Below are 16,786 nucleotides of genomic sequence, written 5' to 3'. Positions count from 1 at the left end.
ACGAAGGAATACTCCCCTCTGGCAGCAGTCTGTCAGGTCGGCGCGCCCAGCAGCAAACCGAACGCGGGATCGCCTCGGCCACCGGCCGCGTCCGGCACCGCGATGTCGACGAGGCGGCCTAGGATCCTCGTCGTGGCGACGCCGGAAATTCCCCCGCAATACTTGTTGTCGGAGCAGGCACCGGCCCCGCGCACCCTCATCGACATCCTCTACGACACCGCCAACCGATACCCCGACGCAGCCGCCATCGACGACGGCACGGTGCAGCTGACCTATGCCGAGCTGATCGCCGACATCGAGGAGAGCGTCGAGTGGCTGGCCGCCCGCGGCATCGGCCGCGGCGACCGGATCGGCATCCGCATGCCGTCCGGCAGTTACGCCCTCTACGTCGCGATCCTCTCGACGCTGGCCGCCGGTGCGGCCTATGTCCCGGTCGACGCCGACGATCCCGACGAGCGCGCCGAGCTGGTGTTCAACGAGGCCGGCGTGGTCGCCATCATCACCGAAGCCGGCCTGACCCGCGGGCCTGGCTCGTCGCGCGGATGGCGGGCGACAGCCCCACTGGGTCGCGACGACGCGTGGATCATCTTCACCTCCGGATCCACCGGAACCCCCAAGGGTGTCGCCGTCACCCACCGCAACGCGGCGGCGTTCGTCGACGCCGAGGCGCGAATGTTCTTGCAGAACAACCCGATCGGACCGGCTGACCGGGTGCTGGCCGGGTTGTCGGTGGCGTTCGACGCCTCCTGCGAGGAGATGTGGCTGGCCTGGCGGTACGGCGCATGTCTGGTGCCTGCGCCCCGCGCCCTGGTGCGTAGCGGCATGGACCTCGGGCCGTGGCTGGTGGCGCGGGACATCACCGTGGTGTCGACGGTGCCCACGCTGGCGTCGTTGTGGCCGGCCGAGGCGCTGGAAGCGGTGCGGCTGCTGATCTTCGGCGGCGAGGCCTGCCCGCCCGAGCTGGCCGAACGGCTGGCGGTCGAAGGCCGCGAGGTGTGGAACACCTACGGACCCACCGAGGCAACCGTGGTGGCCAGCGCCGCCCGCCTCGACGGGCGCAGTCCGGTCAGCATCGGGCGCCCGCTGCCGGGCTGGGACCTGGCGGTGGTCGACTCCAGCGGCGCCCCCGTCGCTCTCGGCGAAGTGGGCGAACTGGTGATCGGCGGAGTCGGCCTGGCCCGCTACCTGGATCCGGAGAAAGACGCCGAGAAGTACGCGCCGATGCCGTCGCTGGAGTGGGCGCGGGCCTACCGCAGCGGCGACCTCGTCCGCTTGGAAGCCGACGGACTGTATTTCCAGGGCCGTGCCGACGATCAGGTCAAGGTCGGCGGACGGCGCATCGAACTCGGCGAGGTCGACTCGGCGCTGGTGAACCTGCCCGGCGTCAGTGGTGCCGCTGCGGCGGTGCGACGCACCGCCAGCGGCACTCCGATGCTCGTCGGCTACATCTCCAGCGCCAACCCCGATTTCGACCTCGCCGCGGCCCGCACCCACCTGGCCGAGGCCCTGCCCGCAGCGCTGGTGCCGCGCCTGGTGCTACTCGACGAGCTGCCGACCCGGACCTCGGGCAAGGTCGATCGCAATGCGCTGCCGTGGCCGCCGCCCGGCTATCAGGACTCCGAACCCGACCTCGGCGGCACCATGGGCTGGCTGGCCGGGCTGTGGCGCGACGTCCTTGGCGCCGTGGTGGACGGCCCGGAGGCGGACTTCTTCGCCCTCGGCGGCGGCTCGCTGTCGGCGGCCCAGCTGGTGGCCGCGCTGCGCGAGCGCTACCCGCAGCTGACCGTCGCCCAGCTCTACGACCACCCGCGGCTGGGATCGCTGGCCGAATTCCTCGACGAGCAGAAGCCGTCGGCCGCGGTCACCCCACGCCATGTCACGCCGACGCCGGTGTCGACGCAGGCGGCCCAGGTGCTGTTGTCGGTGCCGCTGGCCACGCTGACCGGGCTGCAATGGGTGACGTGGCTGGCGCTGATCAACAACGTGGCCGCCGCGGTGCATCCGCTGCCGTGGCTCGCACCGGTCAACTGGTGGCTGGTCGTGGTCGCCTTCATCCTGTTCATCACCCCGATCGGCCGGATGGGCATCGCTGTGCTGGGCGCGCGGACGCTGCTGTCGGGGCTGGAGCCGGGCACCTATCGCCGGGGCGGGTCCGAACACCTGCGGGTGTGGCTGGCCGAACGGCTGGCCGACGCCAGCGGCGCCGAGAACCTCGCGGGTGCGCCGTGGCTGGTGTACTACGCCCGGGCGCTGGGTAACAAGATCGGCAAAGGCGTAGATCTGCATTCGGCGCCTCCGGTGACCGGCATGCTCACGCTCGGCCACCGGGTTTCCATCGAACCGGAGGTCGATCTGACCGGGCATTGGATCGACGGCGACCTCTTCCACGTCGGCCCGATCAGCGTCGGCAACGATGCCAGCATCGGGGCACGGACCACGCTGTTCCCGGGTGCCGTCGTCGGGAAGAACGCCGACGTGGCGCCCGGCTCAGGTGTGGTCGGCAAGGTGAAGAACGGGCAGTACTGGAAGGGTTCGCCGGCGGTGAAGTCCGGCAAGGCCCGCCATCCGTGGCCCGAGCACCGGCCGCCGCGCGCCGCCCTGTGGGTGGGCGTCTACGGGGTGACGTCCATGCTCCTCGGCGGGGTGCCGCTGCTGGCGCTGGCGATCGGGCTGGGTGTGCTGGTCTGGCCGGCCCGGCACAGTGCGACGCTGGGTTCGGCCCTGGCCGCGGCTGCGCCGTGGATTCCGGTGGCCGCGCTGGTCGCCCTGGTGGTGTACGCGGCGTTCACCGTCGTGGCGGTGCGGATCCTCGCGATCGGGCTCCGCGAGGGCTATCACCCGGTGCGCAGCCGGGTGGGCTGGCAGCTGTGGACCACCGAACGGCTGATGGACGCCGCCCGCAACTACCTGTTCCCCGTCTACGCCAGCCTGCTCACCCCGTGGTGGCTGCGGGCCCTCGGCGCGAAAGTCGGCCGCAACACCGAGATTTCAACCGCACTGCTGACCCCGAAGTTCACCGTCGTGGAAGACGGCGCATTTCTGGCCGACGACACCATGGTGGCCTCCTACGAACTCGGCGGCGGATGGATCCACGTCGCCAAGGCCACCGTCGGCAAGCGCGCTTTCCTGGGTAACTCCGGTATCACCCAACCGGGCCGGCGGGTGCCCGACGATGGCCTGGTCGCGGTGCTTTCGGCCGCCCCGCACAAGGCCAAGGCCGGTTCGTCGTGGCTGGGCAGCCCGCCGATCCGGTTGCGCCGCCGCGCCGATGAAGGCGACGCCGCACTGACATTCAGCCCCCCGATGCGGTTGAAGGTGATGCGCGCCGCGGTCGAGACCTGCCGGCTGTTCCCGGTGATGGTCACCTTCGCGATCGGAGTGGCGGTTCTGGCCGCGCTGCAGGCCTTGGCGCTCGAATTCGGCTATGCGGTCACCGCACTGGCCGGCGGCGTCGTGCTGCTGATTGCGGGCGCAGTCGCCGGAGGGACCGCGGTGGCCGCCAAATGGCTTGTGGTGGGGCATATCCCGGCCGACGAGCAGCCGCTCTGGTCGTCGTTCGTGTGGCGCAACGAGGTGTCGGACACGTTCGTGGAAACGGTGGCGGCGCCGTGGTTCGCCCGCGCCGCCAGCGGCACCCCCGTGATGAACCTCTGGCTGCGGGCGCTCGGCGCCAAGATCGGCCGTGGCGTGTGGTGTGAAACGTACTGGCTGCCCGAAGCCGACCTGGTGACGCTGCAGCGGGCCAGCACCGTCAACCGCGGCTGCGTGGTGCAGACGCACCTGTTTCATGATCGGATCATGCGCATGGACACCGTCGTGCTCGACGAGGGTGCCACGCTGGGTCCGCACTGCGTGGCATTGCCCGCTGCCAAGCTCGGCGCAGGCGCCACCGTCGGCCCGGCATCGCTGGTGATGCGCGGCGACGAGGTGCCGCCGTCGACCCGCTGGCAGGGCAATCCGATTGCCCCGTGGCTCGTTTCGAGGAAGAAAACCCGCGACGATGCGCGCAAAGCCGAGGACAGCGCCGCGTGAAACAACCCGCCAAGAAGGCCACCAAGAAAGGTGGCCCACCCGTCATCGATCCGTATCTGCCGAACAATGGCAACTTCGGCTATCGAGTCTCACGCTACGAATTGGACCTCGAGTACAAGGTGGCGATCAATCGGCTCACCGGTACCGCGACCATCACCGCGGCGACGCTGGCGTCACTGAAGACGTTCACGCTGGATCTGTCCGCGGCCCTGTCGGTGTCGAAGGTCACGGTCAACGGCCGCCGGCCGGCCAACTTCTCCGCCTCCAACGGCAAGCTGCACATCACCCTGTCCACACCATTGCCCGCCGGCGCGGCGATGTCGATCAGCGTGCGCTACGGCGGCAACCCCCGGCCGATCCGAAGTTATTGGGGTGAAGTCGGTTTCGAAGAGTTGTCGAACGGCGCGCTGGTGGCGGGCCAACCGAACGGCGCAGCGTCATGGTTCCCGTGCGACGACCATCCCAGCGCCAAGGCCAGCTACCGGATCCAGATCAGCACCGACAGCCCCTATCGCGCGGTGGCCAACGGTGAACTGGTCTCGCGGCGGGTTCGGGCCGCACACACGGTATGGACCTACGAACAGCCGGAGCCGACGTCGACCTACCTGATCACCCTGCAGATCGGCATGTACGGCGCACACAAGCTGCCCAAATCCCCAGTGCCGATGCAGGCGGTGCTGCCCGACCGGCTGCGTCCCGAATTCGACCAGGACTTCGGCCGTCAACCGCAGATGATGAAGTTGTTCGTCAAACTGTTCGGCCCGTACCCGCTGAGCAACGGCTACACCGTTGTGGTGACCGACGACGATCTCGAGATACCGCTTGAAGCACAAGGTATCTCGATCTTCGGCGCCAACCACTGCGACGGCAAGCGTGGCGCCGAACGACTGATCGCCCACGAACTGGCCCATCAGTGGTTCGGCAACAGCGTGACCGCGCGGCGCTGGCGCGACATCTGGCTGCACGAGGGATTCGCCTGCTACGCCGAATGGTTGTGGTCGGAAAACTCCGGCGGGCGCTCCGCCGACCAGTGGGCCCACCACTACCACGCCAAGCTGGCGTCCTCTCCGCAGAATCTGCTGCTGGCCGATCCCGGGCCGCGGGACATGTTCGACGACCGGGTCTACAAGCGAGGTGCGCTCACCCTGCACGTGCTGCGCGATACCCTTGGTGACGAGAAATTCTTTGCGCTGCTGCGTGATTGGACCAGCAGGCACCAGCACAGCACGGTCGTGACCGACGACTTCACCGGTCTTGCCGCCAACTACGCCGACATCTCGCTGCGCCCGTTGTGGGATGCCTGGCTGTATTCCACCGAGGTGCCGCGGCTGTGACCGACGCGGGTGCCTCGTTCGAGGCGCTGAGCGCCACCGGTGCTGACCAGATCAGCGGCACCGGGGCGATCACCCGCAGCAGTGTGGCCAGAGTCGGCGCGGCCACCGCGATCTCGGCGGTCTGCGGATACGCGGTTCTCTACCTGGCCGCCCGGGCGCTGGACCCGGCCGGCTTCTCGGTGTTCGGGGTGTTCTGGGGTGCGTTCGGGTTGGTCGGCGGCGCGGCGTACGGGTTACTGCAAGAAGCCACCCGGGAAGTCCGCTCCGCGGGTTATGTCGAGATCGCGGAGGGACCCCGCACGCATCCGATGCGGATCGCGACGGCGGTCGGAGTGGTGTCCGCCCTCGTCATGGCGGGCACCTCGGTCTTGTGGGCGCCGCACGTGTTCAGCGTGTCCCGGCCGCTGTCGGTGGTGCTGCTGAGCGTAGGCCTGGCCGGATTCTGCATTCACGCAACACTTTTGGGCCTGCTCGCCGGCACCGGCCGCTGGGGTGGTTACGGGGCCTTGATGGTCACCGACGCGATCATGCGGGTAGTGGTCGCGGTGGCGGCGTTCGCGGTGGGCTGGGGGCTCGACGGCTTCTTGTGGGCGACTGTCGCCGGTGCGATCGGATGGCTGCTGCTGCTGTCGGTGTCACCGGGCGCGCGAACCGCGGCCGGGCTGCGCACCCCGGGTAGTACCGCGACCTTCCTGCGCGGAGCCGGACACTCGATCGCGGCCGCCGGCGCCAGCGCCATCCTCGTCATGGGCTTCCCGGTATTGCTCAAGGCGACCTCCGGTGGTGACCTCGGGGCGGCCGGCGGCGTGGTGATCCTGGCGGTGACACTGACCCGCGCGCCGCTGCTGGTTCCGCTCACCGCGATGCAGGGCAATCTGATCGCACACTTCGTCGACCACCGCGGCCACCGACTCAAGGCGTTGATCGCCCCGGCGGCGGTGGTGCTGGTGCTCGGCGCCGTCGGGGTGGTGGCCGCCGGACTGCTCGGGCCGTGGCTGATCCGGGTGGCGTTCGGCGACGAGTACGGGCCGGGCGGACTACTGCTGGCCTGGCTGACCGCCGGCGCCGTGGCGATCGCGCTGTTGACCGTGACCGGGGCCGCCACGGTCGCCGCCGGCCTGCACCGGGCGTACTCGATCGGCTGGGTCGGGGCCACCGTCGTCTCCGCGGCCCTGCTGAGCCTGCCCATGGACCTCACCGATCGCACCGTGGTCGCCCTGCTGTGCGGACCACTGGTCGGCATCGTCGTCCACCTGGCCGCGCTGGGCCGCGCCGCACGCTGAAGCCACGGTTCCCGGCGTGTACCTTGTGGACATCGACACGTCCTACCCCGACGCCTGGATCATCGTGCCGGCGTTCAACGAGGCGCAGGTCATCGCCGACGTCATCGCGGACCTGCGCCAAGTCTTCGACCACGTGGTCTGCGTCGACGACGGCAGCAAGGACGACACCGCCGACATCGCCTGGCGGGCGGGCGCCCACGTGGTCCGCCACCCCGTGAATCTCGGACAGGGCGCGGCCATCCAGACCGGCGTGGAGTACGCCCGCCGCCAGCCCGGCGCGGCGGTGTTCGTCACCTTCGACGCCGACGGGCAGCACCGCGTCAAGGACGTCCTCGTCATGATGGAGCGGCTGGCCAAAGGCGATGTCGACATCGTGGTCGGCACCAGGTTCGCCGGCACCACCGTCAGCCACACCCCGCCGCTCAAGCGGGTGATCCTGCGCGCGGCGGCCGTGCTGAGCCCCAGCAGCCACCGTCTGCATCTGACCGACTCGCACAACGGGCTGCGGGTGTTCAACAAGACCGTCGCCGACAATCTCAACCTGACGATGAACGGGATGAGCCACGCCGGCGAATTCATCACCCTGATCGTCGAAAACCATTGGCGGGTAACCGAAGAGCCCGTCGAGATCCTCTACACCGAGTACTCGATGTCCAAAGGCCAGCCGCTGCTCAACGGGGTGAACATCGTCTTTGACGGGTTCCTGCGCGGAAGGATGCGCCGATGAACTGGATCCAGGTGCTGCTGATCACGGCGGTGATCGCACTGCTGGTCTACCTGCTGCGGTCCCGCACCAACGCCAAGGCCAAGGCGTGGGTGAAGGTCGGCTATGTGCTGTTCGTGGTGCTTGCGGTTTACGCCATCCTCCGCCCGGACGACACCACGGTGCTGGCCAACTTCCTCGGGGTTCGCCGTGGCGCCGACCTGATCACCTACGCACTGATCATCGCGTTCGTGTTCACCACGCTGAGTACATATCTGCGGTTCAAGGAACTCGAGCTGAAGTACGCCCGCCTGGCCCGTGCGGTCGCCCTGGAGGGTGCGCGCACCCCGGAGCACTAGCCCCGGAAATAGCCCACCGTGCGGGCGATGCCCTCTTCGAGGCGCACCCGCGGCTGCCAGCCCAGCACCATCTCTGCTTTGCGGACATCCAGGCAGGACCGCTTCACGTCGCCGAGCCGCGCCGGGGCGAACTCCGGGTTGTCGGCCACCCCGAGCGCCTTGGCCACCACCGAATGCAGTTGCCGGTCGCTGGTTTCCACACCGGTGCCGATGTTGAACCGCTGCCCGCACCCGCCTGCTCCGGAGGCCCGGACGAAGGCATCGACGACGTCGTCGACGAAGACGTAGTCGCGGGTGTTGGAGCCGTCGCCGTAGACCCGGGTGGGCCGGCCGGCCAGCAATGCGTTGACGAAGATCGCGACCACCCCGGCCTCGCCGTGCGGGTCCTGGCGCGGGCCATAGACATTCGACGGCGCGATGAACGAGCAGTCCACGCCGTAGAGGTGGCGGAAGGTGTTGAGGTACAGCTCGCCGGCCACCTTGCCGGCCGCGTAGGGCGACCCGGGATCGACCGGGGCGGTTTCGTTGGTGGGGAAGTTCGTCGGCACGCCGTAGATCGATCCGCCCGAGGAGGCGTGGACGATCTTGCGCACGCCGGACCGCCTGGCCGCCTCGGCGAGCCGCACGGTGCCCACGACGTTGACCGCCGCGTCGAATTCCGGCTCCTCCACCGAGCGGCGCACGTCGATCTGGGCAGCGAGGTGGTGGACGACCTCGGGCTTGTGCTTGTCGAACAGCCCGATCAGGTCTGCGTCGGCGATGTCGGCCTCGACGAATTCGAACCGGTCGCTGGTGCCCGCCGCCGCCAGGTTCGCGGTGCGGCCCCGGCTCAGGTCGTCGAACCCGACGACGGTGTGCCCGTCTGCGAGCAGGCGATCGACCAGCGTCGACCCGATGAAGCCGGCGGCCCCCGTGACCAGTACCTGCATGTCGGTCACCCTACCGACAGGTGAGTACAGTCGACGCGATGGCAGTTCCGACCCGGGTGGCGCGCATGCCACCGGTGGCTGCCGCGGCCGTCGCCCTCATCGCCGTACAACTGGTGGTCCGCGCGATCCTGGCATTCGGCGGCTACTTCTACTGGGACGACCTGATCCTGGTGGGCCGGGCCGGCACTCAAGACCTGTTGTCGACGTCGTATCTGTTCGACGATCACGACGGACACGTCATGCCGGGGGCGTTTCTGGTGGCCGGGGTGATCACCCGACTGGCGCCGCTGGTGTGGGCGTGGCCGGCGGCCAGCCTGGTGGTGTTGCAGCTGCTGGTGTCGCTGTCGCTGCTGCGCGCGTTGCACGTGATCCTCGGCTGGCGACCGGTGTTGTTGATTCCGTTGACCTTTGCCTTGTTCACCCCGCTGGGTGTGCCCGGATTCGCGTGGTGGGCGGCGGCGCTGAACTCCCTGCCGATGCTGGCCGCGATGGCCTGGGTGTGTGCCGATGCAATCCTGCTGGTGCGTACCGGGAATCGACGGTATGCGATCACCGCGGTGCTGGTTTTCCTCGGTGGTCTGCTGTTCTTCGAGAAAGCCGCGGTCATCCCGTTCGTCGCATTCGCGGTGGCCGCGCTGCTGTGTCACGTCCGGGGTGGCACCGCGGTGCTGCGCACGGTGTGGCACCGCGGCCTAGCGCTGTGGGCGCCCGCTCTGGCGTTGACGGCGGGGTGGGTGGCCGTCTATTTGGCGGTCGTGGACCACCGGCGCTGGAGCTCGGATCTGGCGATGACGTGGGACCTGTTGTCCCGCTCTGTCACTCACGGGATCGTGCCGGGCCTGGCCGGCGGCCCGTGGGAGTGGCAACGGTGGGCGCCCGCCTCGCCGTGGGCAGTGCCGCCGGTGGCCGTGATGATCCTGGGCTGGCTGGTACTGGTCGCGGTCGCGGCGGTGTCGCTGCTGCGCAAGCGGCGCGTCGGCCTGGTCTGGCTGGTGGCCGTCGGTTACGCGGTGGCCTGCCAGATCCCGATCTACCTACTGCGCTCGTCGAAGTTCACCGCCCTGGAACTGGCGCAGACCCTCCGGTATTTCCCCGATCTGGTGGTGGTGCTGGCATTGCTTGCGGCAGTGGCGTTCTGCGCGCCCAACCGCGACAGCCGATGGCTGGACGCCTCGCGCTCCCGTACCGCGGTGGTGTCGGCGGTCGCGGTGGCGTTCGTGATCAGCAGCGTGTACTCGACGGCGACATTCCTGACGAGCTGGCGGGACAATCCTGCACAGCCCTACCTGCAGAACGCGATCCGCGCGCTGGCCCAGGCCCGGGCATCGTCATCGGTGCCACTGCTCGACCAGGAGGTCGACCCGCTGGTTCTGCAGCGCGTCGCCTACCCGGAGAACCTGGCCAGTCACATGTTCGCGCTCATTCGCGATCGACCCGAATTCGGCAGTTCCACACCACAGTTGCGCATGCTCGACAGCAGCGGCCGGCTGACGGATGCGATCGTCACCTGGACCCGCACGATCGTCGCGGGCCCGCAGCCCGGCTGCGGTTATTTCGTCCAGCCCGACGCGCCGGTTCGGATGCCTTTGGACGGGCCGCTGCTGCCCGCGGACTGGACGGCCGAGATCAACTATCTGGCCAACAGCGACGGCTCGATGGTGATGTCGCTGAACGAGGGCCCCGAGACCAAGGTGCCCGTGCACCCTGGGCTGAACCGGGTCTTCGTCCGGCTGCCGGGGGCCGGCGACGCCATCACCGTGCGGGCGTCGACCGCGGCTCTGTCGCTGTGCCTGGCGTCGGGCCCGGTCGGGTATCTGGCACCGCGCTGATCCCCGTCATGTGCCAAAGTAGTTTGTATGTCTAACTTGCGCGAGGATGGCCTACGCGTTTTCCGGGAGATGCTGCCCGGAACGCTGCCCGACGGGGACGTCGACTTCGGTGGTGGGTTCGCCCCCGAACTGATGGATATCGGTGTCGAGAGCGTGTTCGGCCGGCTGTGGACCCGTGAGGGGCTCAGCCGCCGCGACCGAAGTCTGGTGACGCTGGGCATCCTGATCGCACTGCGGGCCACCGCGGAGATGGACGCGCACTTCCGGATCGCCCGGCAGAACGGCCTGTCCGAGGAGGAATTGGCCGAGGTGATCTATCACGCCAGCGGCTACGCCGGTTTCCCGGCGGCGGCCACGGCCCGCACCGTCGCCGCCGAAGCGCTGTCGCGCGATTAGGTGAAAGCCCAGTGTGCGGACTGATCCGCACATCCCGGCGCGTCCCGTACGGCACCGCACAATCGTGCGGGCAAGAGTGGAGCCACCTAGGAGAATCGAACTCCTGACCTATTCATTACGAGTGAATTGCTCTACCGACTGAGCTAAGGTGGCGCGGCCTCGACCGAGCAGTGAGTCTACAGGTCCGAGCGCAGTGCTTGACCCACGGTCGCCACCATCGCATCGACGGCGAACTTGGGCTTGACGTTGATCGCCAGCGCCTCGCGGCACTCGAGTACGGCTTCGATGCAGCGCAGCAGCCGCTCAGGGGACGCATGCGCCGCCAGAGCTGCCACCCGCTCGGCCATGTCGGGGTGATTCGGCGCCACCGAGCCCGCACCGTTGGCCACCACCAGCGCATCCCGGAAGTACGTCGCCAGATCGATCAACGCACGGTCGAGCGCATCCCGCGAGGCGCGGGTCTGCCGGGACTTCTGTCGCCGTTCGAGATCCTTGATCGCACCCGCCGACCCGCGCAGCGTTCCCGCAGTCCCCTTCCCGGTCCCACCGGCACCCAGCGCGGTGCGCAATTCGTCCGCCTCGGCCTCGTCACGGTCCACGTTGAGGGCCTTGGCCTCGGCCTCGGCAGTGGCGACCAGCTCTTCGGCTGCCGCATACGCGCGCGACGGCGTCGCGGCGTCGCGGGCCAGGCTCAGCGCGCGGGACCGGCGTTCCCGGGCGTCGGGATCGGTGGCCAGCCGCCGGGCCCGCCCGACATGCCCTCCGCTGATCGACGCCGCCCACTGTGCCTCCTCGGCGGACAAGCCGTCACGGTCAATCAGCACCTGCGCGATCGCCCCGGCCGGGGGCGTCACCAACGCGACGTGCCGGCAACGCGAGCGCAGGGTGATCGCGATGTCCTCGGGGTCCACCGACGGCGCGCACAGCAGGAACACCGTCGACGGCGGTGGTTCCTCCACCACCTTGAGCAAGGCGTTGGCCGCACCCTCGGTGAGACGGTCGGCGTCCTCCACCACGACGATCTGCCAGCGGCCGGTGCTCGGCCGCCGGGACGCGATCTGGACGATGGCGCGCATCTCGTGGACCCCGATGGACAGCCCCTCGGGGATGATCCGCCGGACATCGCCGTGGGTGCCGGCCATCGTGGTCGTGCACGCCCGGCACTCTCCGCAGCCGGGTGTGCCCTCGGCGGTGCACTGCAGGGCCGCCGCGAAGCACTGGGCGGCCACCGAGCGCCCTGATCCGGGCGGACCGGTGATCAGCCAGGCGTGTGTCATGGTGCCGGTGGCAGCCACATCGTGAGCGGAATCACCCCGGGCGGCTCGAGCCGCACCGACCAGCTCCGCTTCCACGGCGCTTTGGCCCACCAACCGCGTGAAAACTCCGGACATCGCCTCAAACACTAGTGCGCAGCAACGACACAATCGCTGCCCACCGGGTTCTAGAGGTGCTGATCGGTCGCTCTGTACCGATACGGTGGGTTCGTGACCACCGCGCAACTCAGCCCGGGGCGGATCAATGGATTCGTCCGGTGGGTCGCGCGTACACCGTGGCCGGTGTTCACCCTGGGCATGCTGCAGGCCGACATCATCGGAGCCCTGCTGGTGCTGGGCTTCCTGCGGTTCGGGCTGCCGCCGTCGGACCGGGTCATGCTGCAGGACCTGCCGACGTTGAACCTCGTCATCTTCCTGAGCTATCTGTTCATTTCGTTCGCGGTGGGTGCCTTCGTCAGCCTCAAGCTGCTCGTTCCGGTGTTCCGCTGGCAACGCCGCGACGCCCTGCTGGCCGAGGACGATCCGGCGGCCACCGAGACGGCCCGGCTGCGGGCGCTGCGGATGCCCATCTACCGCTCGGTGATCAGCATGACCAACTGGGTGTTGGGCGCGGTGGTGTTCATCGCCGCCAGCTGGCCGGTGGCCAGCCATGCCGCACCGGTGCTGGCGGTGTCCACGCTGCTGGGTGCCACGGCCACCACGATCATCGGCTACCTGCAGTCCGAGCGTGTGCTGCGCCCGGTGGCGGTCGCCGCGCTGCGCGGCGGCGTTCCGGAGAAGTTCCACCGGCCGGGCGTCGTCCAGCGGCTGGTGCTGACCTGGCTGCTGTCCACCGGGGTGCCGCTGCTGGCAATCGTGCTGTCGGTCGTGGCCAGCAAGTTCTCCCTGCTGGCCGCCTCCGCTGACGCTCTGTTCACGCCTATCCTGCTGATGGCCGTCGCTGCCCTGGTGGTGGGGATGGCCGGCAATGTGCTCGCGGCCATGTCGATCGCCGATCCGCTGCGCCAGCTGCGCTGGGCGCTCGGGGAGGTCCAGCGCGGCAACTACAACGCCCACATGCAGATTTACGACGCCAGCGAGCTCGGCCTGCTGCAGGCGGGCTTCAACGACATGGTCCGCGATCTGAGCGAACGGCAGCGGCTGCGCGACCTGTTCGGCCGCTACGTCGGTGAGGACGTCGCCCGGCGCGCACTGGAACGTGGCACCGAGCTGGGCGGCCAGGAGCGTGACGTTGCGGTGCTGTTCGTCGACCTGGTCGGTTCGACGCAGCTGGCTGCCTCACGCCCGCCCAGCGAGGTCGTGAACATGCTCAACGAGTTCTTTCGCGTGGTCGTCGACACGGTCAAGAAACATGGCGGCTTCGTCAACAAGTTCCAGGGCGACGCGGCGCTGTGCATTTTCGGCGCGCCCATCGAGCACCCCGACGCCTCCGGGGCGGCGCTGGCCGCCTCCCGCGAACTGCACGACGAGCTGGTCGGCGTGCTGGGCCAGACCGAGTTCGGTATCGGTGTCTCGGCCGGGCGTGCGATCGCCGGTCATATCGGCGCGCAAGCCCGCTTCGAGTACACCGTGATCGGTGACCCGGTCAACGAAGCCGCCCGATTGACCGAACTGGCGAAGCTGGAGAACGGCCATGTGCTGGCGTCGGCAATCGCGGTCAGCGGTGCTTTGGACGCAGAAGCGTTGTGCTGGAACGTCGGCGAGATCGTCGAGCTGCGCGGCCGCCGCGCACCCACACAGTTGGCCCGGCCGGTCAACCTTCTGCTGCCCAGCGGAACCCGCGGCGAAATGGCCACCGGCTCAGGAAGTTAAGCCTTCTTCGCAGCCTTCTTGGCGGGCGCCTTGCGCGTCGTCTTCTTCGCGGCAGCCTTCTTCTTGACCGGTCCACGAGCCCGGCGATCAGCGAGCAACTCCGAAGCCCGCTCGTCGGTGATCGACAGGACGTCGTCACCCTTGCGCAGGCTCGCGTTGGTCTCGCCGTCGGTGACGTACGGACCGAAGCGCCCGTCCTTGATCACCATCGGCTGACCCGACGCCTGATCGACACCGAGCTCACGCAGCGGCGGCGCCGCGGCGCCCTGGCGGCCACGGCGTTTGGGCTCGGAGTAGATCTTCAACGCCTCTTCGAGGGTGATCTCGAAGATCTGATCCTCGGTGGCCAGCGAGCGAGAGTCGGTGCCGCGCTTGAGGTATGGCCCGTAGCGGCCGTTCTGCGCGGTGATCTCCTCGCCGTTGGCGGGATCCACGCCGACCACCCGCGGTAGTGAGAGCAGCTTCAGAGCGTCCTCGAGGGTGATGGTCTGCAGGTCCATCGAGCGCAGCAGGGAGCCGGTGCGCGGCTTGGGGCCGGTCGGCTTCTTACCCTTCTTGGCACCCACGCCGGGATCATCGTCCGGCGGCGGGGGCAGCACCTCGGTGACATACGGGCCGTAACGCCCGTCTTTGGCCACGATCTCGTGGCCGGACTCCGGGTCCACGCCGAGTGATCGGCCCTCTTGCGGTGTGGCGAAAAGGGTTTCGGCCATCTCGAGGGTCAGCTCGTCGGGGGTGATCTCGTCGTTGAGGTTGGCCCGCTGCGGTTTGGGCTCGCCGTCCTCGCCGGTGATCATCCGCTCCAGGTACGGGCCGTTCTTGCCCACCCGGACCACGATCGGGCGGCCCTCTTCGTCATCAAAGAGCTTGATGGAGTTGACTTCTCGGGCGTCGATACCTTCGAGGTTGACGCCCACCAGCTTCTTGAGGCCACCGGCACGGGCGATCGAATCCGCCACGCCGTGCTCACCGCCGAAGTAGAAGTTCGACAACCAGTTGGTGCGCCGTTCCTGGCCGGTGGCGATCTCGTCGAGTTCGTCCTCCATGGCGGCGGTGAAGTCGTAATCCACCAGCCGGCCGAAGTGCTGTTCGAGCAGACCGGTCACCGCGAACGCCACCCAGGACGGCACCAGCGCGCTGCCCTTCTTGTGGACGTAGCCGCGGTCCTGGATCGTCTTGATGATCGAGGAATACGTTGAGGGCCGGCCGATTCCGAGTTCCTCGAGCGCCTTGATCAGCGACGCCTCGGTGTAGCGGGCCGGCGGGTTGGTGGTGTGCCCGTCGGCGGTCAGGCCGGTCGCGTCCACCCGCTGGCCCTGGCGCAGCTGCGGCAAGCGGCTCTCGGCGTCGTCCGCCTCACCGCCGGCCTGCTCGTCGACGGTCTCGACATAGGCCTTCAGGAAGCCGGCGAACGTGATGGTGCGGCCGCTGGCGGCGAACGTGACTTCCCGTCCGTCCGAAGATGTTCCGCCGATACGCAGGCTCAACGTCGTGCCGCGGGCATCGGCCATCTGCGAGGCGACCGTGCGTTGCCAGATCAGCTCATAGAGCCGGAACTCGTCGGTATCGAGTTCGCGGTGCAGCGCCCCCGGGGTGGCGAAGACATCACCGGCGGGGCGGATCGCCTCGTGCGCCTCCTGCGCGTTCTTGACCTTGCGGGTGTACTGGCGCGGCGAGGGATGCACGTACTCGTCGCCGTAGAGCTGGCGCGCCTGGTTGCGCGCGGCATCGATCGCCGACTGCGACAGTGTCGTCGAGTCGGTACGCATATAGGTGATGTAGCCGTTCTCGTACAGCCGCTGCGCGATGCTCATGGTGCGCTCGGCGGAGAACCGCAGCTTGCGGCCTGCCTCCTGCTGCAACGTCGAGGTCATGAACGGCGGATACGGCTTGCGGGTGTAGGGCTTCTCCTCCACCGAGGCCACCGACAGGCTGGCGCCCCGCAAACCGGTGGCCAGCGAACCGGCCGCCGCCTCGTCGAGCACGACCACCTCGTCGGGCTTGCGGATGACGCCGAGGGAGTCGAAGTCGCGCCCGGTGGCCACCCGCTTGCTGTCGACGTTGACCAGCCGGGCGGTGAACCGCGGCGGCGCGGCGTCTGGGTCCGAGACACTGGCGTCGAGTTCGGCGATGACATCCCAGTAGGACGCGCTGCGGAAGGCCATCCGGTCGCGTTCGCGCTGCACGATGATGCGGGTGGCCACGGACTGCACCCGGCCCGCGGACAGCTTCGGGGCGACCTTCTTCCACAGCACCGGGCTGACTTCGTAGCCGTAGAGCCGGTCGAGAATTCGTCGGGTTTCCTGCGCGTCGACCAGGTCGTTGTCGAGGTCGCGGGGGTTTTCGGCGGCCGCGCGGATGGCGGGCTCGGTGATCTCGTGGAAGACCATCCGCTTGACCGGGACGCGGGGCTTCAGCGTCTCCAGCAGGTGCCAGGCGATGGCCTCGCCCTCGCGGTCACCGTCGGTGGCCAGATAGAGCTCGTCGACATCCTTGAGCAGCCCCTTGAGCTCGGTTACCGTGCTCTTCTTCTCCGGGCTGATGATGTAGAGCGGTTCGAAGTTGTCCTCGACGTTGACGCCCAGGCGCGCCCACGGCTCGGTTTTGTACTTGGCGGGCACGTCGGCGGCATTGCGCGGCAGGTCACGGATGTGACCGCGGGACGACTCCACGATGTAGTTGGAGCCCAGGTAACCAGCGATTTTGCGCGCCTTGGTGGGCGACTCGACGATGACGAGCCGCCGAACGTTGCCGTTGCCCCGTCCGTCGCCGCCGTTGCGGCGGGTTCCGTCGTCAGCCAACTGCCCCTACGCTCCACTTCTGTATGTCCGTCAG

At 68.7% G+C, this 16,786-nt stretch carries 11 protein-coding genes and 1 tRNA gene; 8 read left to right on the top strand and 4 right to left on the bottom strand.

Annotated elements, in window-relative coordinates; translation table 11 throughout:
* The first annotated feature begins 132 nt into the window (after positions 1-132).
* The 5 genes from G6N32_RS02190 to G6N32_RS02170 are packed head-to-tail and all read left to right on the top strand — an operon-like array spanning position 133 to position 7,711.
* Positions 133-4,032: a Pls/PosA family non-ribosomal peptide synthetase gene (locus G6N32_RS02190; RefSeq protein ID WP_410432856.1), complete on the top strand. Its 3,900-nt coding sequence runs from the start codon at positions 133-135 to the stop codon at positions 4,030-4,032.
* Positions 4,029-5,366 (top strand): M1 family metallopeptidase, encoded by a 1,338-nt coding sequence (locus G6N32_RS02185; protein ID WP_115317556.1) that lies wholly within the window; start codon positions 4,029-4,031, stop codon positions 5,364-5,366. Before G6N32_RS02190 ends, G6N32_RS02185 begins: the two co-directional genes overlap by 4 nt.
* On the top strand, positions 5,363-6,649 hold the full coding sequence (locus G6N32_RS02180) for a polysaccharide biosynthesis protein (RefSeq protein ID WP_410432854.1): 1,287 nt from the start codon (positions 5,363-5,365) through the stop codon (positions 6,647-6,649). Before G6N32_RS02185 ends, G6N32_RS02180 begins: the two co-directional genes overlap by 4 nt.
* A 25-nt stretch (positions 6,650-6,674) precedes the next feature.
* On the top strand, positions 6,675-7,376 hold the full coding sequence (locus G6N32_RS02175) for a polyprenyl-phospho-N-acetylgalactosaminyl synthase PpgS (protein WP_115317557.1): 702 nt from the start codon (positions 6,675-6,677) through the stop codon (positions 7,374-7,376).
* The gene (locus G6N32_RS02170; protein WP_115317558.1) at positions 7,373-7,711 is read left to right on the top strand and encodes a DUF2304 domain-containing protein; all 339 of its coding nucleotides are present in this window, start codon (positions 7,373-7,375) and stop codon (positions 7,709-7,711) included. Before G6N32_RS02175 ends, G6N32_RS02170 begins: the two co-directional genes overlap by 4 nt.
* On the opposite strand, the gene G6N32_RS02165 is transcribed toward G6N32_RS02170, so the two are convergent.
* Positions 7,708-8,640, bottom strand: a complete 933-nt coding sequence (locus G6N32_RS02165) for an NAD-dependent epimerase/dehydratase family protein (protein WP_115318888.1) — start codon at positions 8,638-8,640, stop codon at positions 7,708-7,710. The genes G6N32_RS02170 and G6N32_RS02165 overlap by 4 nt on opposite strands.
* A 38-nt stretch (positions 8,641-8,678) precedes the next feature.
* Between G6N32_RS02165 and G6N32_RS02160 the strand changes: the two genes are divergently transcribed.
* Both G6N32_RS02160 and G6N32_RS02155 read left to right on the top strand, forming a co-directional pair.
* Positions 8,679-10,469, top strand: a complete 1,791-nt coding sequence (locus G6N32_RS02160; RefSeq protein ID WP_115317559.1) for a hypothetical protein — start codon at positions 8,679-8,681, stop codon at positions 10,467-10,469.
* A gap of 27 nt (positions 10,470-10,496) precedes the next feature.
* Entirely contained in the window at positions 10,497-10,865 is a 369-nt protein-coding gene (locus G6N32_RS02155; RefSeq protein ID WP_115317560.1) for a carboxymuconolactone decarboxylase family protein, read from the top strand.
* A 77-nt stretch (positions 10,866-10,942) separates the two neighbouring features.
* Here G6N32_RS02155 and G6N32_RS02150 read toward each other — a convergent pair.
* Both G6N32_RS02150 and G6N32_RS02145 read right to left on the bottom strand, forming a co-directional pair.
* Positions 10,943-11,018: transfer RNA gene (locus G6N32_RS02150), tRNA-Thr, on the bottom strand.
* A 23-nt stretch (positions 11,019-11,041) separates the two neighbouring features.
* Entirely contained in the window at positions 11,042-12,256 is a 1,215-nt protein-coding gene (locus G6N32_RS02145; protein ID WP_115317561.1) for a DNA polymerase III subunit delta', read from the bottom strand.
* A gap of 93 nt (positions 12,257-12,349) precedes the next feature.
* Here G6N32_RS02145 and G6N32_RS02140 point away from each other — a divergent pair, with 93 nt between their 5' ends.
* The gene (locus G6N32_RS02140) at positions 12,350-13,951 is read left to right on the top strand and encodes an adenylate/guanylate cyclase domain-containing protein (RefSeq protein WP_115317562.1); all 1,602 of its coding nucleotides are present in this window, start codon (positions 12,350-12,352) and stop codon (positions 13,949-13,951) included.
* Here G6N32_RS02140 and topA read toward each other — a convergent pair.
* Complete coding sequence (topA, locus tag G6N32_RS02135) at positions 13,948-16,752, bottom strand: type I DNA topoisomerase (RefSeq protein WP_115317563.1); 2,805 nt, start codon at positions 16,750-16,752, stop codon at positions 13,948-13,950. The two genes, G6N32_RS02140 and topA, sit on opposite strands and share 4 nt — an antisense overlap.
* Positions 16,753-16,786: the final 34 nt, after the last annotated feature.

It is taken from the genome of Mycolicibacterium aichiense, assembly GCF_010726245.1.
Lineage (GTDB): Bacteria > Actinomycetota > Actinomycetes > Mycobacteriales > Mycobacteriaceae > Mycobacterium > Mycobacterium aichiense.
This window is presented reverse-complemented; position numbering and strand designations above follow the sequence as displayed.

Bases quoted from the DNA above. Each gene is read 5' to 3' on its own strand.
- G6N32_RS02155 (WP_115317560.1), top strand. From the start codon at position 10,497: ATGTCTAACTTGCGCGAGGATGGCCTACGCGTTTTCCGGGAGATGCTG.
- G6N32_RS02165 (WP_115318888.1), bottom strand. From the start codon at position 8,640: ATGCAGGTACTGGTCACGGGGGCCGCCGGCTTCATCGGGTCGACGCTG.
- G6N32_RS02145 (WP_115317561.1), bottom strand. From the start codon at position 12,256: ATGTCCGGAGTTTTCACGCGGTTGGTGGGCCAAAGCGCCGTGGAAGCG.
- G6N32_RS02170 (WP_115317558.1), top strand. From the start codon at position 7,373: ATGAACTGGATCCAGGTGCTGCTGATCACGGCGGTGATCGCACTGCTG.
- G6N32_RS02160 (WP_115317559.1), top strand. From the start codon at position 8,679: ATGGCAGTTCCGACCCGGGTGGCGCGCATGCCACCGGTGGCTGCCGCG.